This window comes from Mesorhizobium sp. P2_C4 (assembly GCF_056404575.1).
The window spans coordinates 800,875-823,200 of sequence record NZ_JBFUDT010000002.1 but is presented as its reverse complement, the minus strand read 5'-3'; the positions used below and the strand labels follow the sequence as shown (position 1 = coordinate 823,200).

The window sequence follows — 22,326 nt, the reverse complement described above, 5'->3', positions numbered from 1 at the left end:
GACTTTCCCGCAAAAGCGGCTATCATGAGTACAGTCAGGCTTGCGAGGGGGCGATGGAAACAGCGGATTTCATGCCGAGCGAAGCGGTGATCGCCGGCATCAGGACCAATATCGAAACCTATGAGGCCGGACGGGCGTCGGCCTACCGGCAGGTGCGCTGGCGGGTGCCGGTGTTTTTGGGACTGCTGCTGGGCTTTGTCGTGCTGGTGGCCTGGCTGTTCAACAAGGTCGCTGACGCCAACGAACAGTGGTTTTCGACACCGCATGTATTCCTCTATATCGGCGGTTTCTTCGCCGCGCTCCTGCTTTATTTCCAGGCGATCAAGCCGGCGACGCGCATACAGCAATCGTTCCGCGACACGCTGTTGCCGATCATCTTCGGCTTCATCAGAGATGTGCGCTATCAGCAGGGAGTGACGCCGAATTCCTTCGACCGATTGCCACGTGCCGTGGTCGGTCCTTTCAACCGCCAAGCCTTCGACGACATCGTGTCCGGCCGCTACGAGGAATTTCCGTTCGAGCTCTACGAGGCAGAGCTGCGCGCAAGCACGGGCAAAGGCTCGTCGACAACATTCAAAGGCGTCATCGTCGCCTTCGACACCATCGAGACGTTCCCGGGGACTTTGGTGGCGGCGCGGCGGGCCAATGCGGTCGTCGGTTTCTTCCGCAGCATATTCACAGCGAAGATGCAGGAATTGTCTTCCGGCGACGCGGCGCTCGATGCTGCCTACGAATTCCGCACCGACAATATCGAAGCAGCCAGACCGCTGGTGACTGGCCGGCTGGCGCAGGCGCTGAAATGGCTGCACGAAACATGGCCCGATGATCCGGCGCGGGTGGCGCTCAACGGCAGCGACGGTTTTCTGCTGTTGCCGCAGACGAAGAATTTCTTCGAGCTGCCCGCCATCTCGGTGCCGGTCGACTACAAGACCCATGTCGCACCGATGATCGCCGACATGGGCGCGATGCTGGCGACGGTGGCGCTGGTCCGCAAGATCGGCGCGAAGGACGACGCGGGTTAGCCGGGCCGCGCCGTCAGCAGTCGAAGCCGTATTTGTCGCGCGTGTAGTCTGCCTCTTCCTTCGACATTTTCTTGAACATTACGCAGACGGTGAAGCTGCCGATCTGACGCCCGCCGCTTGTGTATCCCCAGTCGGAAATATCGCCCCTGGTGAATTCTATGTTCTGGCCGAGAACGACGTTGTGCACTTCCTCCGGCTGGTTCGCCAATATGCCGACAAATCCGCTCTCGGTGCGGCGGAACGGTATGACCCAGAAGTGTTCGGTGACGTTCCCGTCGCGCACCTTGACCTTCAATTTGAACCTGTCCGTGCCGGAGGGAGGAGCCGCGGACAAAGCCAGGAATTCGTCCAGGCTGGCGAGCGCCTTCGCAGTCGCTGCCGCCATGTCGGGGTCGTCACGAGTGAAGGCAATCGTTTTGTCGTCACCCGGATCCGCGCCCTGTGCGCTGGCCAACCCCGGAGCAAGCGCCAGCACCAAGGATATCATGATCCGGACTGCAAGCTTCATGGAAGGCCCCCTTCATCGTAATGGTCGTCACCATCCTGCATCCACCCCCGATTTGCAACCGGGGCGCGAGTTGCATCCGCTTCGGGGTGGTGGTTTGGCCTCATCCATGAAACAAAATTTGTACCGAGAAACTGGCCAGCAGTCTGTTTCGTGATGCCGACAGAGTTGGATTGCGGCGGCTGCGTGATGGCCGAAAGCCGCCCGCCACGATCGGCCAAGTGACTCTTTTCGCGGGAAGAAGCGCTCTTGCCGAGGAGCCGAAACGGCCGGAAGTCGCGCTGGCAAAAACAATGTGTCAGAATTAAGTAGCTGATTCTGTTTGCGAAATTCACTCAACGTGATTTGCGGCAGGTCGCTTTCCGTACCAGCTTTGGGGTGTTCGGTGGCTGTCGCTTCCAGGAGGCGGCGGTCCCGGCAAACTGAAACGGAGTACCTACCGATGAAGAAAATCCTTGTGACCACCGCCGCCATGCTCGCCTTTGTTGGCACCGCCTATGCCGCGACCGTTCAAGGCACCATCCAGGCGGTCGATCCGACAACCAAGTCGATCACGCTTGACGACGGCAAGATCTACCAGCTGCCGCCGGAAGCGGCGATCGAAAAACTGAAGATCGGCGCCAAGGTGGCGGTGACAGTCGACGACAAGACCGGGCTGGTCACGTCGATCGAAAAAGCTTCGTAGAAATTATCGTCGGCAGCAGCCTGCTGCCAGGAACTTTTTTAACAATGCCCCTGTCCCAGGAGTGGTCGGTCCCGTCCGGGGCCGGCCGCTTTTGATGCAGCCGCGCTGCGGTTTCGCCGTGCCCCGCTATGGTTTTTGCCAAAGCCGCGCGCTATCCCTGAGGCAGCGGGGTGGGGCATGGTCGAAGAGAAAAAAGGGTTTCGCCTGTCTCGGCGGCTGCTGCTTGGTGCTGCCGTGGTCGGCGGTGCTGTGCTGTGGGGCGGGACCACCGTGGCGCGGCTGGCGCGCGGTCCGTCGGGGCAGAAGAATGCCGGACGCATTGCCGATATAGACGGCATCGCCCTGCCGCTGAAGCCGCTGTCGAACGCGCCGGCCTACGACTCTTCGCTGCCATGGCTCAGCAAAGGCGGCGACATCAACGATGCCAGCGGGCTGTCGATGACACCGGTCTACGGTGTGGTCGAGGTGAGCGAGGAAGAGCACATCGTCAAGGCGCTGGCCTTTGCCCGCGCCAATGGTCTGAAAGTGTCGCTGGCCGCCATTCGCCATTCGATGGGCGGCCACGCCTTCGACGACAATGCGCTGGTCCTCGACATGCGCAAGTTCAACAAGGTTACGGTGGACGCCGCTGCAACGACCATGACCTTGCAGCCCGGCGCGCGCTGGCATGACATCCAGAACCTTTTGCATCCGCACTTTGCGGTGAAGGCGATGCAGTCTACCGACATTTTTTCGGTTGGCGGTTCGCTGTCGGTTAATGCGCATGGCATGGACCATCAGGCCGGCTCGGTCGCCGGCTCGATCCGCTCGATGCGGGTGATGCTGGCCGACGGGTCGGTGACGATTTGTTCGCCGACCGAGAATGTCGAGCTGTTTCGCCATGTCGTCGGCGGCTACGGCCTGTTCGGCGTGGTGCTCGAGGCAACGCTCGACATTGTCGACAACGCCGTCTACCGGACGAGCCGCGAAATCATCAAGTCGGACGATTTTCCGAGATACTTCGCCGAGGTGCTGGAGCCCAACAAGGACATCGGCCTGTTCTACGGCCATCTGTCGACGGCGCCGGGCAATTTTCTCGAGGACATGATCGTCTACCGCTATGACAAGGTGGCCGACCAGCCGCCGACCGACCAGCCGGCGATTGGCGAACCCGATGGCGTCGGCCTGAAACGGGTGATCATGAACCTGGCGAAAAAAGGCGCGCTGTTCCAGGAACTGAAATGGTTCACCGAAAAGACGCTGGAGCCGAAATTCGAGAGCTGCACGGTGGCGCGCACGACAGCGATGGCGCAGGGCGAGGCCTGCCTCGTCACCCGCAACAACCCGATGCACGATTCCGTGCCCTATCTGTTCAACGATTTGATGGACGAGACCGACATACTGCACGAGTATTTCATCCCTCGTGCTGCCTACAATTCATTCATCGACGAAGCGCGAGAACTGCTGCGCAACCAGAGCCTGCCGGTGCTCAACGCCTCGGTGCGCATCGTCCACAAGGAAGATGTGGCGCTGACCTATGCGCCGGAACCGGCCTATTCGCTGGTGCTCTACATCAACCAGCCCACCGACGCCGACGGCAATGCCAGGATGCGGGCGCTGACGCGGGCGCTGATCGACGTGACGATCAGGCATGGCGGGCGGTTTTTTCTACCTTACCAGCTGCATTATACGGCCGCGGAATTGCTGGCGTCCTATCCAGAATTGCCGGCGTTCCTCGCCAGCAAGCGGCAATATGATCCGACGGGGCTGTTTTCCTCGACCTTCTATCGTGCGATCAAAGTGCTGAGCGGCGTGGCGTAGCAGACGACTGGAGCAGCAATGCGAATGAGATCAACGGCAATGGCACTGGCTGTTGTGGCGCTTTGCTGCGGTCCGGCAGGATCGCAAGACCTCAAGGCGTTCAAGCTGACGATCGACGGCGTCGCCGTCGATATCGATCCCGGCGAGAGCGTCGACGTCACCTTGCCGGATGGCAAGAAGGCCAGGGCGACGCTGCAGCGCAACGACTTCGCCACCTTTTCAGGCGACAATTTTTCCTTCGTCCATCCAAGCGACGTCCCGGTCAGCAAGACCGATCTGGATGAGCACATCACCCAGTATCTGATGGCGTCGGCGCTTGGAACGATCGTCATCCTGCAGGAATATTCGACGATGAACCCGGTGTCGCTCAACCAGCTGATGCTGCAGGAGATGACCAAGGAATCAGTGCAGGCGGGCGCGACGCTCACCCAGGAGCCGACAACGCGCAAGCTTGCCGATGGCAGGGAGATGACCGGCATCCGTGGCACGGTCAAAACGCGGACCGACAGCGCTGACTACGAGGTGCTCAGCTTCGGCGCGGCCGACCGGGGCGTCATCGTGGTGACGCGCCTTGGCGCTGAAAACGCCAAGGCCGAAGGGCCGCTGATCGACAGATTTTGGCAGAGCCTGCAGATTAAGCTTTAGAGCCCAGTCGAGCCTACAGCCCGTCCGGCATCAACCCCGCCAGCCAGTTCGCCGACCGCTTTGCGATGCCCACAGTCGCCGACGCGGCGCGGCCAAGGTCGGTCTTGACCACGGCGTAGCCGTTTTTCGTGCGATAGAGCACGCCGGTTCCGCCATCGACCACTTGCTCGTAGGCAACGGGCCGGGCGGCGGCCGCTTCCATGGCGGTGGTCTGCGCGCCGACAGGGACGCTCGGCCGATGGCTCAATTCCGGGGGCAGCGGGCTTTCAACCTTAACGACCCTGCTGACAGGCTTCAGCTCTGGGCGCGATGCGGTCGCGGCCAGTTGCGAGGTGGACGACGAGCCCTTCGTGCGGCAGATGCCGGAGACCAGCGGGTAGTTGAAATTTTTCTGGTGCAGTATCTGGCTCTTCATCGCGGCCTGGCAGTCGGCGATGGTTGCCCATTTGGCCGGCGTCTCGCCGATATATTCGCAAAGCTTGGCGTCGCAGTCGCAGCCGACGATGGTCATGGCGACAAGGGCGGTCTTGATCACGGTCTTGTCCCTTCGAGTTGCCTCCCCCAGACGACCCATCGCTGCCGAACAAGGCGGGATTTTGGCCGCAATCAAGGAATGAGCAAGACGAAGCGCAGCAGGACGCCCAAGGGGTATCGGCTGTGACCGAAAAACCTCAGTAGTCGTAGACGTGTTCGAGCTTGGCGCCTGCCTTGATCAGCGCCGGCAGCACCAGATGCAGCTTGCGCACGGCGACGGTCAGGCCGGTGCGGCGTGTGGCCGGGTCGGCCGGAAGCGGATAGCTGAACAGGATGCGGGCGCCTTCCGGCACGGCGACTTCGTTGGCGGACAGCACACTGACCATGATCTCGTCATTGCCGCCGATTTCGACGAAGGAGACGCCCTTGTCGATCAGCCGCGGGATCATCTCCGTGAACACCTGATAGCGCCTGGTGACGAAGATCGTGCCGTCGGCGCCGAAGTCGCGCTCGAGCAAGGTGTCGGGTTCGTCACGTGTCGCTTCGCCGACCGGGCCTTTCGTCCAGACATGGATGTCGAGCAGGGCCGGGTCGGAGGTGGCGGCGAGTGCCTTGGTGATCAGGTCGGCATAGGCTTGCTTGATCGTATCGGCGAGGCCGAAGGCGAGCTTGCGTTCGCTGGTGCGCACGCTGCTGTCGCCCGGCGCCGGTTGCACGGCAAACAGTCCGGCGCGCTTTTCGGCATAGGGAAACTGGTACCACGGCACTTGATCGAGGAAAGCCGCGTATTCGCCCGCCACCTTGGCCTGATAGATGTCGGTTGCGGTGCGCTTGCCTGCGGTCGCCTCGGTGATGCGGCCGATCGTGTTCTCATAGGCCCATTGCAAGACGTGCTCGATCGTGTGGCTGGTGCCGATGACGACCAGCATCTGGTGGTTGTCGAAGTTGAATTTGTAGTTCGCGCTGGCCCGGGTGACCATCGCATAGTCCTGCCAGAAGCGGCCGACATAGGCGAAGTAGGGGAAGCCGCTCGGCTGGTTCTTGGCGACGAAGCCGGCATATTCGCGGGCGGCGTAGACGATCGACCATTCGGGATAGGTTAGGTAGGTCGATTCCTCCGGCCGCTGGTAGCCGGGGATCTCGGCGCGCACCTTGTTGGCCAGCGCCTTCGGTGGCGCGCCATCGGCGGTGCCTGCCAGAGGTGCCGTGTCCAGGGACGACGTGGTCAGGAAGCCATAGCTCAGCCCGACGATCGGGATGAGTATGACAATGACGACCAGCCAGAGGATCGTCTTGATGATGCGCTTTAGCCAGCGGAACAGGAACATTCCGGTCAGGCCGTGGCGAAGTGGTCGTATATGCGCTTCGACAGCCAGAAGCCGACATAGACGGCGAAGCCGCCAATGACGAGATGCGGCAGGTTGGCGAAGAAGCGGGTCGGGAATTCGATGTCGTTGAGTGAGCGGAAGCCGTTGATGAAGATGCCCGCGTCGAGGCAGCCGGAACCGGTGACCAGGCCGAGCACACCGTCGAACAGATAAACCGAACCGAACAGCTTGAAATAGAACACCGCCTGGCGATGCGAGATGAAGGCGGCAGCCAGCGCCCAGACGCCGGAGAAGGCGTGCAGCAGGTCGTCATACCATTGCAAGGAGAACAGGCCGAACAGATTGCCGTCGGCGTCGTTGAAGGCCGGTATATAGCCGATGGCGACAACGCCGAAGAACAGCAAAGCATAGGCGACTGCAAGCTTCTGGATCAGCGTCATGAAGTATCCCCCTTCAAGCGACGCGGCGATAGTAGCCGATTCTGCCGCTGGGTGAAGCGGCACCACGACAGGTTGTGGGGGATTGCCAGAAAGACAGTCGGCGCCGGGATTTCTCCCAGCGCCTCCCTGTCAGATCAGGACACGGTCGCGGCAGCAACTTCCGTAAAGTCATCGCGCCTTGCCGGCCTTGATTTTGACGGTCCTGCCAGTCACCACCCGAGGGCAGCTCCCGTTCCAGACCACGCCGATCTCCACCCTTGCGAGCTTCGCCCAGCGCGCCATCGAAGGTTTTTGCCGTCCTTCATGGCAGCATCGGTCCGCCGTTGGCGTTCGCACGCTTTCCGCGGCCCCGTAGGTCTCGGCATCCGTCCCTCGAACAGGCAAGCCTGCTTTCGCTCCGGGCCGTACGGGCCTCAGGAAATCCGCCTTTTCGCTTTGCCTTTCGGCGTGGCGATCGGTAGCCGCCTGAGATGGGTTTAACGTACGCCGGGGAAGTGGTTTGCGATACTGGCGCGAGCCTGTGGATAGCGGGATTATCGGGGACTGTTCCAGGCAGCGGAGCGATTTTTCGGCCGCACCCGGCGGACAGGCGGGTCCTGTCATTTGTGGTATGCTCAGGACATTCGATCTTGCCCCGCAGTCCGGCGCGGTCTTCAATGCCGGCAAAGGATTCGAGGCGCAAGCGTCTTCGATCTCCCTGGGGAGGGTGTGCTTGAAGGTCGGGGTCATTCTCAATCCGATTGCCGGCGGCGGCCGGCTGAAGCGGCATTGGCCGGAGGTCGCCGCTTCGCTGAAAAAGCACTTTGGCGATTTCGAACTGCGTGAGACGCAAGCCGAAGGCGATGCCGAACGGCTGGCGCTCGATCTGGCGGCAACCGGCTTCGACCTGGTGATCGCGGCTGGCGGCGACGGCACCGCCAGCGAAGTGGCCGATGGGCTGCTGCAGGCGTCTGCCGAAAGCGGCCGGACGACCGAGCTTGGCCTTTTGCCTTGCGGCACCGGCATCGATTTTGCCCGCGGGCTCGGCCTGCCGCGCGACGTCGACGCGACGCTGAAGCAGATCGCCGAGTCCAAGGCCCGCACGGTCGATGCCGGGCGCATCTGCTACATCGACGATCATGGCGCGCTGGCCAGCCGCCACTTCATCAACATCGCCAGCCTGGGCTTGTCCGGTGCCACCGATCGCGCGGTCAATGCCGACAAGCGCAAGGGCAAGATGTCGGCCAAGGCGCTGTTCCTGTGGCGCACCGTGGTCGAGTTTATCCGCTACCGCTTCCAGGACGTCAGGATCACGGTGGACGACGGCACCCCGGTGGAAGCGCGCATGGCACTGGTGGCGGTGGCCAATGGAAAGTTCTTCGGCGGCGGCATGATGATCGCGCCCGACGCCGAACTGGACGACGGCCAGTTCGACATCGTCATCCTGCGGGCAGCGGGCAAGCTGAAGCTGATCTGGGACATCCGCCTGCTTTACGGCGGCCGGCATCGTAACCATCCGGCGATCACAATCTTGCGTGGCAAGAAAGTGGTTGTCGAACCGCTGGGCGATGTGGAAAAGAACGGCGCGCTGGTCGACATAGACGGTGAGTCGCCGGGGCGCATACCGGCCACCTTTGAGATCCTGCCCGGCGCGCTGACGCTCAGATATTGAACCAAGACGTTAAGGGATTGATTCAGGCAGTTGCGGGCTTGATTCCGACCAGCCGCCCAATTCGCTGAAATCGCTTGTAAAATTTAGTCGCCTCAGATTTCCAGCTTGGCCGGAAAACCGGGTGCGCGCAGGTCGGTGCCGACCGCATCTTCGAGCAGCTTGACGATCTGGGTCGACCAGGCGCCGCCGCCATAGGCGGACTTGCCCTGCTCGAAAATCGCGTTGACGCGTGATGCAAGGTCGAGCGGCACGCCGAATTTCTCGCCCATGCCGAGCGCAAAGCCGAGGTCCTTCAGCGCCAGGTCCATGGTGAAGCCGATGTCATAGGAGCCGTTCAGCACCAGCTGGCTTTCGGTCTCGTGGACGAAGCTGTTGCCGGAGGACGCAACGATGGCGTGGTAGGATTGGGCGAGGTCGAGCCCGCCTTGCTTGGCCAGCATCAGCGCTTCGCCGGCCGCGACCAGATGGATGAAGGCCAGCATGTTGGTGATGACCTTGATCACCGCTGCCGAGCCGACCGGCCCCATCAGAAACGATTTTGCGCACATCGCCTCGATGGCCGGCCGGTGGCGTTCGTAGAGCGCCGCATCGCCACCGACCAGCGCGGTGATCTTGCCGACCGCCGCCAGATGCACGCCACCGGTGACCGGGCATTCGAGCGTCTCGATGCCACTTGCCGAAGCCAACGCTGCGAGCCGCAATATCTCGTCGCGGCCGTTGGTCGACATCTCGATCCAGGTGCCGCCCTGGGGCAGGCCTTCGAGCAACCCGCTGGGGCCGGCGAGCACCGCTTCGCTCACCTTGGGCGAGGGCAGGCAAGTGATGGCATTGCCGGCCCGTGCTGCCGCCTCGGCCGGGCTGTCGGCAGCGCTGGCGCCGAGCGCGATGAGTCGCTCGACGGCGGTGGGGTCGCGGTCGAAGACGGTGACGGCAAAGCCGTTGCGGACCAGGCTGGCGGCGAGGTTGCCGCCGAGATGGCCAAGGCCGATGAAAGCGTAGTTTTCGCTCACGGCATCAACGGCGTCTGCATCATCTGCAGATGTAGTTCCTTGCCGGTGTAGGGATGCGCGTCGCAGACGGCTTCGTTGAGCTCGACGCCAAGGCCCGGCTCCTTCGACGGAATGACATTGCCGTCCTGCCACTCGATCTTCTTCTTCAGCAGCGTCGCGTGAAAGCCATCCCACTGTTTCAGCGATTCCAGGATCAGGAAGTTGGGCAAGGTCACCGCCAGCTGGATGTTGGCGGCGCCGACGATCGGCCCGCAATAACAGTGCGGGGCGACCTGGATGTGGTAGGCCTCGGCCATGGCGGCGATCTTCTTGGTCTCGAGAATACCGCCGGAGCGGCCGAGATCGGGCTGCAGGATGGTGGCCGCCCGGTTCTCGATGACGCGGGCGAATTCGAACTTGGTCGTCAGCCGCTCTCCGGTGGCGATCGGGATCGACGTGCCGCGGGCCACCTGCGCCATCACTTCGGGCATGTCCGGCGGCACCGGCTCCTCAAACCAGAGGGGGTCGTAGGGTTCGATGGCGCGGGCCATACGCAATGCGCCTGAAGCAGTGAACTGGCCGTGGGTGCCGAACAGGATATCGGCTCTTGTGCCGACCGCTTCGCGGATCGCCTTGATCATTCGGGTGGAGAGGTCGATGTCGATGAGGCGCGGCTGGTGGCCGTCAAAAGCGGTGTAGGGGCCGGCCGGGTCGAGCTTGACCGCAGTAAAACCCTGCTCCACATATTCGAGAGCACAGGCGGCGGCCAGATCGGGGTCGTTGTAGACGTTCTTGCCGTGCGCATCCTCGGAATGGACGCTACCAGTGTGTGGGTAGAGGTAGGTGTAGGAGCGCAGTGTCTCGTGCACCTGGCCGCCAAGCAATTTGTAGACCGGCTTGTTGGCCTCCTTGCCGATAATGTCCCAGCAGGCCATTTCCAGCGCCGAAAAACAGCCCATGCCGGAAACGTCAGGGCGCTGGGTGAAGCCGGAGGAATAGGCGCGGCGGAAGAAGTTTTCGATGTCGTGCGGGTCGCGTCCCAGGAGATAGCGCTCGGCCATGTCCTCGACCATTTTGGCGGTGACATGGGCGGAGAAGGTAGCGTTGTAGGCCTCACCATAGCCGACGACACCGCCATCGGTGGTGAGCTTGACGAAGATGAAATACTTGCCGCCGATGCCGGGCGGCGGGTTGCCGACAACCCAGGTCTTGACGTCGGTGATTTTCATTTTTGATCCTCCAGGACCAGTTCGGCGCCCTTCCATCCGGTCAGGATAGAGGCGGCGTTGGTGTTACCGGTGATGTTGTCGGGAAAGATCGAGGCGTCAATGACGCGCAGGCCTTCCAGACCGTGCACTTTCAGCCGCGGGTCGACTACGGCGCGCGCGGGATCAGGTCCCATGCGGCAGGTCGACACCGGATGGTAGACGGTGCCGGAACGCTTCCTGAAATCCTGGATCAGATCGGCGTCCGATGTGATCGAAGGACCCGGCAAAACCTCTTCCTCGATGATTTCGGCCATCGCAGGCATCGAGGCGATCTTGCGCACGAACTTCACCGCCGCCAGCATCTCTTCGACATCGGCGTTCGTCGAATAGGCATTGGCGACGATCTTGGGATAGTCGCGCGGGTTGCTGGAGCGGATCATGATCTCGCCACGGCTCGACGGCCGGCAGTTGGACAGGCCGATGGAAAAGCCCGGCCACGGATCGGGCGTCAGGATCGGCCGCTCGCCGCTTTTCGGAATGAGGGTCGAAAAGGCCTGGAAATAGAGCTGCATGTTGGGCCGCGTCGCCGCCGGGTCGGTGCGGAAGAAGCCGCCGGCATGGTTCATCGACAGCGACAGTGGACCGGAACGGGTCAGGATGTATTGCATGCCGACCAGCAACTTGCCCCACCATGGCCGCAGGATCTGGTTGAGCGTCGGCACCTTGCCCTTGAAGGTGTAGTTGATGCCAACATGGTCCTGCAGGTTCGCCCCGACATTCTCGTTGGCGTGGACGACGGGTATGCCGAGGCTGCCGAGCAGCGCCTGGGGGCCAATGCCGGACAACTGCAGCAGTTGCGGCGAGTTGATCGAGCCGCCTGAAAGGATCACTTCACGACCGGCGCGGGCGGTCTTCGTCTCGCCGTTCTGCAGATATTCGATGCCGACGGCGCGTTTGCCCTGAAACAGAATTCTGGTCGCCAGCGCATTCATCTCGACGCGAACATTTTTGCGCTTCATCGCCGGCCGCAGGAAGGCCCGCGCCGCGGACATACGGCGGCCGTTCCTGGTGGTGATCTGGTAGGTGCCGACACCTTCCTGGGCGGCGCCGTTGAAGTCTGGATTGAGCGGCAGGCCGGCCTGCTGGCCGGCGGCGAGATAGCGCCTGGTCAGCGGATGGACGGCGTTGGTCGTGTCGGTGATGTGCAGCGGTCCACCGGTGCCGCGCCATCTGTCGGCGCCTGCCTCATTGTCCTCGAGCGCCTTGAAGCCCGGCAACAGGTCGTCGTAACCCCAGCCGGGATTGCCGGCATCGCGCCAATCGTCGAAATCCTCGCGCGCGCCCCTGATCCAGACCATGGCATTGATCGAGCTTGAGCCGCCAAGCAGTTTGCCGCGCGGCCAATGGTCGACATTGCCGCCAAGGCCGGGGTCCGGTTCCGGCTTGTAGTTCCAGTTGACCGCTGGATCGAAAAAAGTCTTGCCGTAGCCGAGTGGCATCTGCACGTAGAAGCGGCGGTCGGTGCCACCGGCTTCCAGCACCAGCACCGAGAAGCGGCCGGAGGCCGACAGTTTTTCCGCCAAAACCGAACCGGCCGAGCCGGAGCCGACGACGATGAAATCAAAACTCTGCATGATGGGTGCGGGCGGCTCCGGAATTTCAGGCCGCAGCCTAGACGCCGCAGGCTCCGAAAGTCGCCGTGCCATCCGGCATCGGCTGTGAAAAAAGCGACCGCTTCGGAGACGCGCTTTTCGCCTCAACTGGTACTTCCGGCATTTCGAGCGCGTTGACGCGTCGGCGGCATGCCGATACGTGACTTGGGACTGTCGATCGCAAGGGGATTTCCGCATGGTGCAGTACGCTGAAGGACGGCCGATCGGCGATCTGACGCTGCGCACGCTGGCCATGCCTTCGGACGCCAATGCGGCGGGCGACATTTTCGGCGGCTGGGTGATGGCGCAGATGGATCTGGCCTGCGGCATCCGCGCCGCCGAGCGCGCCAAGGGCCGCGTGGTCACCGCGGCGGTGAAGGAAATGTCGTTCGCCAAGGCGATGAAGATCGGCGACACGCTGTGCATCTACACGCATGTCGAACGCGTCGGCCGCACCTCGATGACGCTCAAGGTCGAGGCCTGGGCGCAACGCTACCTCTCCGACCTGATGGAGAAGGTCACCCATGCCGATTTCGTCATGGTGGCGCTGGACGGCGAGGGCAAGCCGAAGGCAGTTCCGGCCGAGAGCTGATCGGCCGTTAGCTTGAAATCAGACAGCTAGGCCGCTCTCGGCCTCCGCATGCAAACAGCCACCCTGTGTGATGTCTTTCATAGTCGCGTTCGCAAGTTTTCGAGACCGTGTCCGAGCGGACCCGGGAGAAGACAATGCGTCAACGATTGCTGAACGGCGCATTGGCAGGCGCGCTTGCAGGCTTGTTCTGCCTGCTGGCCGCGACTGCTTATGAAGAGGTCAAGCAGGACGATTCCGAGGTCGGCTGCGCCTCCGAAAACCCCACCCTCGATCGGCAAGCGGCCAGGTGCGAATTCTGCGTCGTGCCGCCATGCGACAGCAGTGCGATGACCGCGAGCCATTGCGCTGGCGCCGCGAGCTGCATCATCGACGGCAAGGTGGTCAGTCGGGATCCGAAATCGAAGCGGATCGAAAGCCGTCTGCGGACCGGACTGCAGATGCAGCCGTAGAATTCGCCCATGTGCGATGCTTCGTTAAAACCCTTGCAATGCAAGGGTTTCAGGCATGAATCCCGTCGAACTTCGCCCGCGCCGCCTTGACGCGATCGGTGTTGTTGCGGGCCCATTCTCCGAGTGCGCCGACCGGCACCAGCAAGTCACATCCAAGCTGCGTCAGCTCGTAATCGACACGCGGCGGGATGGTCGGAAACACGGTGCGGGTTACGAAACCGTCGCGCTCCAGACCGCGCAAAGTGGTGGTCAGCATCTTCTGCGAAATGCCGCCGACGGCTGCCCGCAATTCATTGAAGCGCAGCGGTCCGTCGCCCAGTTTGCCGACGACCAGGACGGTCCATTTGTCGCCGACGCGCTGCAGGATTTCCGAGATGGCGCGACAGTCCTCGGTGCGGTGCGGGTGCCTAGGTAACAAAAAGGTGCCTCCTTGCGGATCAACTTGGCAGTATCTCATATAGCTCAGGTATCTAAACGATACCAGAGATACCCGCTAGGAGAGCCCCTTATGTCCAAACCCAAAATCGCCATCGTCGTCGGTTCGACCCGCGCCGCACGCTTCGCCGATGTGCCCGCCCAGTGGATCGCCAAGATCGCCAAGTCGCACGCCGACATCGATGTGGAAGTCGTCGATCTCAGGGACTTCCCGCTGCCCTTCTTCGACGAGGTTGCATCCTCCGCCTGGGCGCCGTCGCAGAACGAAGTGGCACAGCGCTGGCAGAAGAAGGTCGCCGGCTTCGACGGCTTCATCTTCACCGCCGCCGAATACAACCACGGCCCGACGGCCGTGCTGAAGAACGCGATCGATTACGCCGCCAATGAATGGAACAAGAAGCCGGCCGGCTTCGTCGGCTATGGCAGCGTCGGTGGCGCTCGCGCTGTCGAGCAACTCCGTCTTCATGCCGTCGAGTTGCAGATGGCGCCGGTCAAGTCGGCGGTCCATATCGCCTGGGGCGACTACCTCGCCGTCAAGCAGGGCGAAAAGAAGCTCGATGAACTCGAACACCTGAATCAGGCGGCGACCGCCCTGGTCAACGACATCGCTTGGTGGGCCAGAGTGCTGAAGGCAGCGCGTCAGGCCGACGCCGTCGCCGAGGAAGTCAAGGCGGCCTGAGCCGTCGGATCGAATTATCCTCCCAAGGGATATGGGGCGGCGCTTGCGCCGCCCTTTTCTATTGGGGACTGCGGTGTGCCCGTGGCGCGGCTGCCTGTCGTGTTGATGGCCGGGATCGTGGTCGATTAATCGCCCACAGGCCGATAGTCGAACCTGTCCGCTTTGCGCCAACTGCCGACGCTCAGAGCTAGACAATGAGCGTCCCGTTTGGGCCCGACCGGTTCTGGTAGGGAACGCGCGAGAATGCAGACATTCAATCCGGTGGGCCGGAAGTCTCGAACTGACCCGAACGGGTAATTCAAAACCCGGTCCTAGACAGGCTGTCTCCCCTGGTGGATCATGCGTGGGTAGGCAAGCCAGGGGCGCCGCCATGGACGTCGGAGGTTGGCTGCGGAGGCTTGGCCTCGAACAGTATGAGGCCTCCTTCCGCGAGAATGAAATTGACGACACGGTCCTGCCCAGGTTGACGGCCGAGGACTTGAAGGATCTTGGCGTCGGATTTGTCGGACATCGTCGTAAGCTGCTCGACGCTATCGCAGCCTTGCGCGCGCAAGTAAGCGCACCAATACCGCTGTTATCGGATGCGCCTCTGGCAATCGACAACGCCGCGAAGGACACCGCCGAGCGCCGCCAGGTCACCGTGATGTTCTCGGACCTTGTCGGCTCGACAGCACTCTCCGCGCGAATGGACCCCGAGGATTTGCGTGAGGTGATTGCGGCCTATCAGAAGTGCGTTGCCGAGGCCGTGCGTCGCTTTGGCGGGTTTGTGGCTAAATACATGGGCGACGGCGTGCTGGTGTATTTTGGCTATCCAAAGGCGCATGAGGACGACGCAGAGCGAGCCGTGCGCGCGGGGCTGGCGCTCGTTGAGTCGATCGCAAGGCTCGCGACCCCGGCACAAGCGGCGCTGGCGATACGTGTCGGCATCGCAACGGGGCTGGTGGTGGTGGGCGATCTCATCGGCGAAGGAGCGGCGCAGGAGGAAGCGGTGGTCGGCGAGTCGCCAAACCTAGCGGCGCGGCTGCAAGCATTGGCGGCGCCCGGCCAGATCGTGATCCCGCTCGCGACGCGCCAACTGCTCGGCGGGCTGTTCGAGTTCGACGACCTGGGCCTGCACGACCTGAAAGGGTTCGACGCCCCAATCCGCGCCTGGCGCGTGCTTCGCGAGAGTGCCGCCGAGACCCGGTTCGAAGCGCGCGCGACGAGCGGCCTCGCCCCCACAGTTGGGCGCGAGCACGAGCTTGCTCTGCTCGCGGAGCTCTGGGGCAAGGCTGCGTCCGGCGAGGGGCAGGTGGTCCTGCTCTCCGGCGAACCCGGCATCGGCAAGTCGCACCTGATTCAGGCGCTCCGCGAGCGCCTGCGGGACCGGCCGCACACCCGCATCCGCTGCCAGTGCTCGCCGTTCCACGCAAATAGCGCCCTTCGCCCGTCGATTATCCAGCTCACCCGCGCGGCTGGCTTCCATTCAGACGATTCGCCGAGCGTAAAACTCGACAAGCTAGAGCGCCTCTTGGCGCGGTCCACAGACAAGGTCCTGGACGTCGCCCCTTTGTTGTCGGCGTTTCTTTCGCTCCCGGTAGGCAGCCGCTACGCACCCCTGAACCTCAGCCCTCAGCGCCAGAAGGAGCTGACCCTCGAGGCTCTGGTCCGGCAGCTTATTGGCTTAGCGGCCCACCAGCCCGTGCTGATGGTTTTCGAGGATATCCACTGGATTGATCCAACTTCGCTAGAGCTTCTCGACCGATTGGTCCAGCAGATCCCCCACCTTGCAGTACTGGCGATCTTCAGTTTCCGCCCTGAGTTCAAGCTGCGGTGGATCGGCCACCCGCAGGTCACCTCGCTCACGCTGAACCGCTTAAGCCGCCGGCAGGGCGCAATCCTGGTGGAACGGTTGACCGGGGGCAAGGCGCTGCCGGGCGGGTTGCTCGAGCAGATGGTGACCAAGACAGACGGCGTGCCCCTGTTCCTCGAGGAGGTGACCAAGGCCGTAATTGAATCTGACGTGCTGACCGATGAAGGCGATCGTTACGCACTCTCAGGCCCGCTCCCACCGTTGGCGATCCCTGCAACCCTGCAAGATTCTCTGCTGGCGCGGCTCGATCGGCTGATGACGCCAGCGCGGGAGGTCGCGCAGATTGGCGCCGCCATCGGCCGCGAATTTTCTTATGAGCTGCTGGCGGCGGTCGCGCAGCGTGAGGAACGGGAACTGCAGGGCGCCCTCGACCAATTAATCAGCGCCGAACTCGTGATCGCGCGCGGTCGGCCGCCGCACGCGACGTGCATCTTCAAGCACGCATTGGTGGGAGATGCCGCCTATTCCACCTTGCTGCGCAGTCGCCGCCAGCAGTTGCACACCCGGATCGCCCACGCGCTCGAGCAGCATTTCGGCGAGGTCGTCGAACACGAGCCCGAGATCCTGGCTCAGCACTATACGGCTGCAGGCCTCTCCCTTCAGGCCATCAGCTATTGGCAGCGCGCGGGAGAGAGCGCCAACGACCGTTCGGCCAACGATGAGGCCCAGAGCCATCTGCAGAAAGCGCTGAACTTAATCGAAACGCTCCCCGCGGGCCCGGAGCGCCAGCGGCGCGAGCTCGCAGCGCTAACGGTGCTGGGCCGTGTGCTCACCGCCAAGAATGGCTACGCAAATGCCGAGGTCGAGCCGATTTATTCTCGCGCGCGCCGCCTTTGCGAGGTGATGCCAGAAGATGCGGTTGTCTTCCCGGTTCTGCTCGGCCTGGCCATCTACTCGGCCACGCGCGCCGAACTCACGGCGGCGCACGAGCTGAGCGGACGGCTTCTCGACCTTGCCCTGCAGAGTAGCGATCCCGTATGGGTGGTCGAAGCCCATTATGCTCGGGGGGTCAGCTGTTCTTGGCGCGGCGACTTCAAGGAGGCACGGAAACATCTAGAGCTGGCCTCCGAAGCGTATCGCCCACAGCGACATCGAGCTCATCTCGCGCTCTACGGCCAGGATCCCGGACCGATTTGCCTATGTCGTGGGTCGGCGGTGCTTTGGCACCTCGGCTACCCCGACCAGGCGCTGACCCTGATGGAAGACGCCCTTGTCTTGGCCGAGCGATTGGCGCACCCCTTCAGCCGCGCTTACGTGCTGGTATGGGCAGCGTGGTTACGAATATTCCGACGCGAGGTGGCCGAAGCCGAGGAGCGGATCGACCGTGCGCTCACGTTCGCGACCGAGCAGGCGTATCCCTTCTGGGTTTCCATGGCCGCCCAACAGAAGGGATGGCTCTCGGCCAAGCAGGGCCAGAGGGAGCGAGCAATCGCCCAAATTGAGGATAGCCTGGCCCGGATGCAGGCCGTCGGAACGCAAGTGACCCAGGCGTACACGATGGGATTCCTCGGGGAGGTGCTCGGGAGTGTCAATCGCGCGTCGGACGGCGTGCGCCTGATCGATCGGGCTCTCGACCAGGTGAGCCGGACCCGCGAGCAGTGGTGCGACGCCGAATTGCTGCGGCTCCGAGGTGCTATATTGGCTGCCGCGGAACCAAGCGATTGCCACGAGGCTGAAATATCGTTCCGCCAAGCGATCGAACGGTCTCGCGAGCAAGGTGCCAAATCCTGGGAGCTCCGCGCCGCCACATCGCTTGCGCGCCTTTTGGCCGAACAGGGCAAGCGCGCCGAGGCGCACGACCTGCTCGCGCCGACCTACGGCTGGTTCACCGAAGGCTTCGACACGCTCGATTTGAAAGAGGCTAAGACCTTGCTCGACAAGCTGGGGGCATGATGACGCACATGCTAGCAATGCAATGTCCGGTCCTGGCGCGACCACGACCTCCAGCGTGGTCAACCGCAATGTCTGCTTCCCGGCGGAGGCAAAGTTCGCCTCTATGGCCGACATGAGGCGCAAAGCTGCCGTTCGCTTCGTGGAGGACGATGTCGGCGCTGGGTCAAAAGCTGACCTTCGAACGGTCAGCGCGCCACCTCCCGATGGCCGCCGGGCAGGCGGGTGGCGATCAGTTTGTCGATGCGACGGCCGTCGAGGTCGACGACTTCGAAGCGCCAGCCTTGGGCGTCGACGCATTCGCCGGTCGCCGGCAGATGGTGCATGTGCGCCAGCACATAGCCGGCGACGGTTTCGTAGTCGCGGTTTTCCGGCAGGTCGATGCCGAGAACGTCGGCCATCTCGTCGGCCTGCATATAGCCGGCCAGCAGCCACGAGCCGTCCTCGCGCCTGACGGCGTTCTCCTCGTCGCCGGCGTCGGTATCGGCGCGGAAGACGCCGGTGATGGCTTCCAGAATGTCGGCCGGGGTGACGATGCCTTCGAAGTGGCCGTATTCGTCATGGACGAGCGCCATCGGCACGTCGGATTCCTTGAGCTTGGACAGCACGTCCAGCGCGTCGGCCTGATCGTAGACGATGGGTGCGGCGCGCACATGCTTGCGCGGATCGAGCGCGCGGCCGGCGAGCATGGCCGCCAGCACATCGCGCGTCTGGACTACACCGACCATGACATCGACACCGCCGTCACCGGCAGGCAGGCGCGAATGCTGGGTCTCCATCAGCAATTTTCGGATCGCCGCTTCGTCGGACTGCAAATTGATCCAGTCGACTTCCGTGCGCGGCGTCATCACGGCACGCACGGCGCGGTCGCCGAGCCGCATGACGCCGGCGATCATGCGCCGCTCGTCGGATTCGATGGTGCCGTGATGCTCGGCCTCGGCGACCAGCATCTTGATCTCCTCGTCGGTGACCTTCTCTTCGCTTTCGCCGCGCTGGCCGAGCAGCCACAATATGGCGCGGCCGGACAGGTCGAGCAGGAACACCAGCGGCGCCGAGATGGTGGCAAGGACGGTCATCGCTGGGGCAGCGCGGGCGGCGACGCGCTCGGGATCGCGCAACGCGATCTGCTTGGGCACCAGTTCGCCGACGATCAACGAGAAATAGGTGATGATGGCAACGACGATGCCAACGCCGAGCGGATCGGCGATGGTTTCGCGAATGCCGGTCGAGGCCAGGAACCGGGCCAGCCGCTCACCCAGCGTGGCTCCCGAAAAGGCGCCGGACAGGACGCCGACCAGGGTAATGCCTATCTGCACCGAGGACAGGAACTTGCCGGGATTGGAGCCGAGCGCCAAGGCGCGGCCAGCGCCATTGACGCCGCGGTCGATCATTGCCTTGAGGCGGGCAGGCCGTGACGAGACGATGGCAAGTTCGGACATCGACAGAAGGCCGTTCACGCAGATGAGGACGACCACGATGGCGATTTCAACGTAAAGCATGAGCGGTCAATAGCATTGCGGCGGGGCGATCGAAAAGCCTATGAGCAATCTTCGTCAACGATCGCGGCTATGGCAGTTGCTTCAACACCCCGACCACCGCCTTGCCGTCGGTAAAATAGGGATCGCCGCCGCCATTGCGCCCGGTTTTGGTGGCGCCGATGCCAGGGATCTCGCTGGTCGAGGCCAGCGTGCCGGCGGCGGTCAGATCGTTCATCAGGAAATTGCGCTCGGCGTCGATGTCGGGGCCGATGTGATGCGTGACGGCGCCGGTGTCATGGCTGAGACCGACGCCGCGATCGAAGCTGGCCGAGCCTAGCCACAGCGGGTGGCCATCGTCGCCGGTGGCATTGGTCTGCCAGAAGCGGACGTGGTGACGTTGGTCGGCGCTGTCGCCGACCGGTTTTTCGAAGGCGAGGTCCTGGGAGCGGCCTTCGAACAGCAGCCGGCTGACCGGCGCATCGGGATAGGGACGGCCGAACAAAACACTTTCGCCGATCTCGATCGCGGTCTTCAGCGTGACGGCGTCGGCCGTATCCCATCCGGCTACGGCGAAGGCGTGGACCACCTCGTTCTGCGTGCCGACAAGGCCGACGTTGATCGGATCGCCCGGAATGCCTTGCGGCGTGTGCGTCACCATCTCGAAGCGCTGGGTGCGAAAACCGCGATCGTGAAACGTCCAGAATTCCGGCGCGGCGACATAGGCCAGCGCCAGATAGGCCGCGCAGAGCGCCACCAACCAGGTCAATGCGTGTCGTCGCAGGTTTCGTCGGCTCATCAATGCGGCTCGATCCGTGCGGTATCTGTTGCCTGACAGACCCTGGAAATCAATGGCCAGCGGCGCGAAGCTGTTCTATCGTCGGCCATCGCTTTTTGGCTGGGTGGGCAGGGATGGAGCGGAAGCCGGTAGATCGCAGCTCAATGGCATTGACCGCCGACCTTGTCGCAAGGGTCGAACGTATCGAGCCGGATCCCGGTCCCGAGCCTGGAACAACCGAGCACACCGACTCCGAGTTCGACGGCCTGGTCGAGCGGTTGCTTTCACAGCACCGGCCCGAAGTGTTGTGGGTCTTTGCCTATGGGTCGCTGATCTGGAATCCGGAATTCGTCCATGTCGAGCAGCGCCCGGCCACGGCGCCAGGATGGCACCGCTCGTTCTGCCTGACGCTGACCCGCTGGCGCGGAACCCGCGATTTGCCGGCTTTGATGCTGGCCCTCGATCGAGGCGGCAGCTGCAACGGCATCGTCTATCGGCTGCCTGCGCAAGACCATTTCGGGCAACTTGGCCAGTTGATGCGCCGGGAGATCGATGCCAACCCACCAACCAACGTGCCGTGCTGGATCAAGGTCAAGACCAAGGATGGGCCGCTGCGTGCCTTGGCCTTCGTCGCCGCGCCAGACGGCAGGGCCTATGCCGGCCGGTTGCCATTGGAGCAGGTTGCCGACACGCTGGCGCGGGCTGCCGGGCATTGGGGCTCGTCGGCGCAGTACCTCTTCCGAACCGTCAGCAAACTGGAGGAGAGCGGGATCCGCGACAGGAACCTTTGGCGCATCCAGGATCTGGTGGCTCGGCAAATCATAGCGTCCACCGGCGGCGCCCAGCACGCCCGATCTTCACCTTAACGGCAGGCGCGATAGCCGCTCTTGCGGTTCTTGATGTCGAAATGGAAATGGTTGCGGTGGTCGTAATTGTAGCCGGGGCCGAGCACGGTGGTGAAATACTGGCAGCCGTCGGCGCGCACATTGTTGAGGAAGCCGCGGGTGCGGAAGGCAAACAGGCCAGGCTTGCGCACGTCGATGTCGTCGCCATTGTTGAGCTCGATGCTCATCACGTCGAGCGCATTGCCCTTGCCGTGCTCGGACAGGACACCTTCGCCGGCAATGTTGCGGCAGGAATAACTCGAGCCCTGATGGATGGTCTTGACCCCGGAGAAATAGCGCCAGCGGGCGGAGGGAACCAACTCGTTCTTCGTCCAGCCGGCGAAGGTGGCGGCCATGTCGCAGGTCAGGGTCGCGGCAGGCTTCATCTGAATGCTGCCGATGGCCGAGACCTTGACCGGATAGTCGATGCCGCACTGGCCTTCATGGATCGGCTGGACATCGGTGTAGACGACGCCGAGGCGCCTCAACTCGCTGCGGCAGTCGACCTCGCTGGCCGGCATCTGCTCGGGCTCGGACATTGGCTCGTCCATGCGCGGATAGGCAGCGGTCATGTAGGGGTTGGAGGGGACGAGCGTTTGCATGCCGCTGTATTGCGGTGGCGACACGGCCGACGTCTGGGCGCCGACATCGACCGCCGGCTGCAACGAGAGCACGCTGCCGGTGTTGCAGGCTGAGATCGCCGCGATGGCGAGCCCACCGGCCATCATCGTCAAAGGTTTCGATTGGCGTGCGGCGGCGAAAAAAGCGGCGCGAAATTTGCCGGCCATTGGCGGAGTCCTATCCCCAGATGTCCGGCATTTTAACGATCAAGGGTAAAGGAAAACTCTGCGGTCGCGTTCACGCCTGCGGCTGAATTGCGGCAAGCGGCACGC

21 protein-coding genes are annotated in these 22,326 nt (G+C 63.0%); 10 read left to right on the top strand and 11 right to left on the bottom strand.

What is annotated here, in order from left to right; genetic code table 11:
• Window positions 1–53: 53 nt before the first annotated feature.
• Entirely contained in the window at window positions 54–1,022 is a 969-nt protein-coding gene (locus AC1DX6_RS10280; protein WP_477312817.1) for a hypothetical protein, read from the top strand.
• A gap of 13 nt (window positions 1,023–1,035) precedes the next feature.
• Here AC1DX6_RS10280 and AC1DX6_RS10275 read toward each other — a convergent pair whose 3' ends face one another.
• On the bottom strand, window positions 1,036–1,530 hold the full coding sequence (locus AC1DX6_RS10275) for a YegJ family protein (RefSeq protein ID WP_477312815.1): 495 nt from the start codon (window positions 1,528–1,530) through the stop codon (window positions 1,036–1,038).
• A gap of 439 nt (window positions 1,531–1,969) precedes the next feature.
• On the opposite strand from AC1DX6_RS10275, the gene AC1DX6_RS10270 reads away from it, so the two are divergent.
• The 3 genes from AC1DX6_RS10270 to AC1DX6_RS10260 all read left to right on the top strand — a co-directional run bounded on the left by AC1DX6_RS10270 (window position 1,970) and on the right by AC1DX6_RS10260 (window position 4,657).
• Window positions 1,970–2,212, top strand: coding sequence for a DUF1344 domain-containing protein (locus AC1DX6_RS10270; RefSeq protein ID WP_477312813.1), 243 nt, complete (start codon window positions 1,970–1,972; stop codon window positions 2,210–2,212).
• Between the two features lie 177 nt (window positions 2,213–2,389).
• Window positions 2,390–4,012 carry an FAD-binding oxidoreductase gene (locus AC1DX6_RS10265; RefSeq protein WP_477312811.1) on the top strand — a complete coding sequence of 541 codons (1,623 nt, stop codon included), beginning with the start codon at window positions 2,390–2,392 and terminating at the stop codon, window positions 4,010–4,012.
• A 39-nt stretch (window positions 4,013–4,051) separates the two neighbouring features.
• The gene (locus tag AC1DX6_RS10260) at window positions 4,052–4,657 is read left to right on the top strand and encodes a hypothetical protein (RefSeq protein ID WP_477312809.1); all 606 of its coding nucleotides are present in this window, start codon (window positions 4,052–4,054) and stop codon (window positions 4,655–4,657) included.
• Window positions 4,658–4,670: 13 nt separating this feature from the next.
• Here AC1DX6_RS10260 and AC1DX6_RS10255 read toward each other — a convergent pair whose 3' ends face one another.
• The 3 genes from AC1DX6_RS10255 to AC1DX6_RS10245 form a co-directional block, all read right to left on the bottom strand.
• On the bottom strand, window positions 4,671–5,192 hold the full coding sequence (locus AC1DX6_RS10255) for a hypothetical protein (protein ID WP_477312807.1): 522 nt from the start codon (window positions 5,190–5,192) through the stop codon (window positions 4,671–4,673).
• A gap of 136 nt (window positions 5,193–5,328) precedes the next feature.
• Window positions 5,329–6,459, bottom strand: coding sequence for a hypothetical protein (locus tag AC1DX6_RS10250; protein ID WP_477312805.1), 1,131 nt, complete (start codon window positions 6,457–6,459; stop codon window positions 5,329–5,331).
• Between the two features lie 5 nt (window positions 6,460–6,464).
• Entirely contained in the window at window positions 6,465–6,899 is a 435-nt protein-coding gene (locus AC1DX6_RS10245; RefSeq protein ID WP_477312803.1) for a hypothetical protein, read from the bottom strand.
• 712 nt (window positions 6,900–7,611) lie between these two features.
• On the opposite strand from AC1DX6_RS10245, the gene AC1DX6_RS10240 reads away from it, so the two are divergent.
• Complete coding sequence (locus tag AC1DX6_RS10240; RefSeq protein ID WP_477312801.1) at window positions 7,612–8,550, top strand: diacylglycerol/lipid kinase family protein; 939 nt, start codon at window positions 7,612–7,614, stop codon at window positions 8,548–8,550.
• 92 nt (window positions 8,551–8,642) lie between these two features.
• On the opposite strand, the gene AC1DX6_RS10235 is transcribed toward AC1DX6_RS10240, so the two are convergent.
• Genes AC1DX6_RS10235 through AC1DX6_RS10225 form a run of 3 tightly spaced genes read right to left on the bottom strand, consistent with a single transcriptional unit; the run spans window position 8,643 to window position 12,381 of the window.
• Window positions 8,643–9,560 (bottom strand): NAD(P)-dependent oxidoreductase, encoded by a 918-nt coding sequence (locus AC1DX6_RS10235; protein ID WP_477312799.1) that lies wholly within the window; start codon window positions 9,558–9,560, stop codon window positions 8,643–8,645.
• The gene (locus AC1DX6_RS10230) at window positions 9,557–10,768 is read right to left on the bottom strand and encodes a mandelate racemase/muconate lactonizing enzyme family protein (RefSeq protein ID WP_477312797.1); all 1,212 of its coding nucleotides are present in this window, start codon (window positions 10,766–10,768) and stop codon (window positions 9,557–9,559) included. Before AC1DX6_RS10230 ends, AC1DX6_RS10235 begins: the two co-directional genes overlap by 4 nt.
• Window positions 10,765–12,381 (bottom strand): GMC family oxidoreductase, encoded by a 1,617-nt coding sequence (locus AC1DX6_RS10225; RefSeq protein ID WP_477312795.1) that lies wholly within the window; start codon window positions 12,379–12,381, stop codon window positions 10,765–10,767. The genes AC1DX6_RS10230 and AC1DX6_RS10225 overlap by 4 nt, the downstream gene beginning before the upstream one ends.
• 214 nt (window positions 12,382–12,595) lie before the next feature.
• Here AC1DX6_RS10225 and AC1DX6_RS10220 point away from each other — a divergent pair, with 214 nt between their 5' ends.
• On the top strand, window positions 12,596–12,991 hold the full coding sequence (locus tag AC1DX6_RS10220; protein WP_477245391.1) for an acyl-CoA thioesterase: 396 nt from the start codon (window positions 12,596–12,598) through the stop codon (window positions 12,989–12,991).
• A 146-nt stretch (window positions 12,992–13,137) separates the two neighbouring features.
• Window positions 13,138–13,440: a hypothetical protein gene (locus AC1DX6_RS10215; RefSeq protein ID WP_477312793.1), complete on the top strand. Its 303-nt coding sequence runs from the start codon at window positions 13,138–13,140 to the stop codon at window positions 13,438–13,440.
• A gap of 49 nt (window positions 13,441–13,489) precedes the next feature.
• Here the strand turns inward: AC1DX6_RS10215 and AC1DX6_RS10210 are convergent, their stop codons facing one another.
• Window positions 13,490–13,858: a winged helix-turn-helix transcriptional regulator gene (locus AC1DX6_RS10210; RefSeq protein WP_477312791.1), complete on the bottom strand. Its 369-nt coding sequence runs from the start codon at window positions 13,856–13,858 to the stop codon at window positions 13,490–13,492.
• A 90-nt stretch (window positions 13,859–13,948) separates the two neighbouring features.
• Here AC1DX6_RS10210 and AC1DX6_RS10205 point away from each other — a divergent pair, with 90 nt between their 5' ends.
• Window positions 13,949–14,554: an NADPH-dependent FMN reductase gene (locus AC1DX6_RS10205; RefSeq protein WP_477312789.1), complete on the top strand. Its 606-nt coding sequence runs from the start codon at window positions 13,949–13,951 to the stop codon at window positions 14,552–14,554.
• A 370-nt stretch (window positions 14,555–14,924) separates the two neighbouring features.
• Window positions 14,925–18,299 carry an AAA family ATPase gene (locus tag AC1DX6_RS10200; protein WP_477312787.1) on the top strand — a complete coding sequence of 1,125 codons (3,375 nt, stop codon included), beginning with the start codon at window positions 14,925–14,927 and terminating at the stop codon, window positions 18,297–18,299.
• A gap of 185 nt (window positions 18,300–18,484) precedes the next feature.
• Here AC1DX6_RS10200 and AC1DX6_RS10195 read toward each other — a convergent pair whose 3' ends face one another.
• Together AC1DX6_RS10195 and AC1DX6_RS10190 are read right to left on the bottom strand one after the other, a co-directional pair.
• Complete coding sequence (locus AC1DX6_RS10195) at window positions 18,485–19,795, bottom strand: hemolysin family protein (protein WP_477312785.1); 1,311 nt, start codon at window positions 19,793–19,795, stop codon at window positions 18,485–18,487.
• Between the two features lie 67 nt (window positions 19,796–19,862).
• A complete protein-coding gene (locus AC1DX6_RS10190) occupies window positions 19,863–20,570 on the bottom strand; it encodes an LssY C-terminal domain-containing protein (RefSeq protein WP_477312783.1) in 708 nt (235 codons plus the stop codon).
• Between the two features lie 113 nt (window positions 20,571–20,683).
• On the opposite strand from AC1DX6_RS10190, the gene AC1DX6_RS10185 reads away from it, so the two are divergent.
• Complete coding sequence (locus tag AC1DX6_RS10185; protein ID WP_477312781.1) at window positions 20,684–21,415, top strand: gamma-glutamylcyclotransferase; 732 nt, start codon at window positions 20,684–20,686, stop codon at window positions 21,413–21,415.
• Here AC1DX6_RS10185 and AC1DX6_RS10180 read toward each other — a convergent pair.
• Window positions 21,412–22,221 (bottom strand): extensin-like domain-containing protein, encoded by an 810-nt coding sequence (locus AC1DX6_RS10180; RefSeq protein ID WP_477312779.1) that lies wholly within the window; start codon window positions 22,219–22,221, stop codon window positions 21,412–21,414. The two genes, AC1DX6_RS10185 and AC1DX6_RS10180, sit on opposite strands and share 4 nt — an antisense overlap.
• Window positions 22,222–22,326 lie beyond the last annotated feature (105 nt).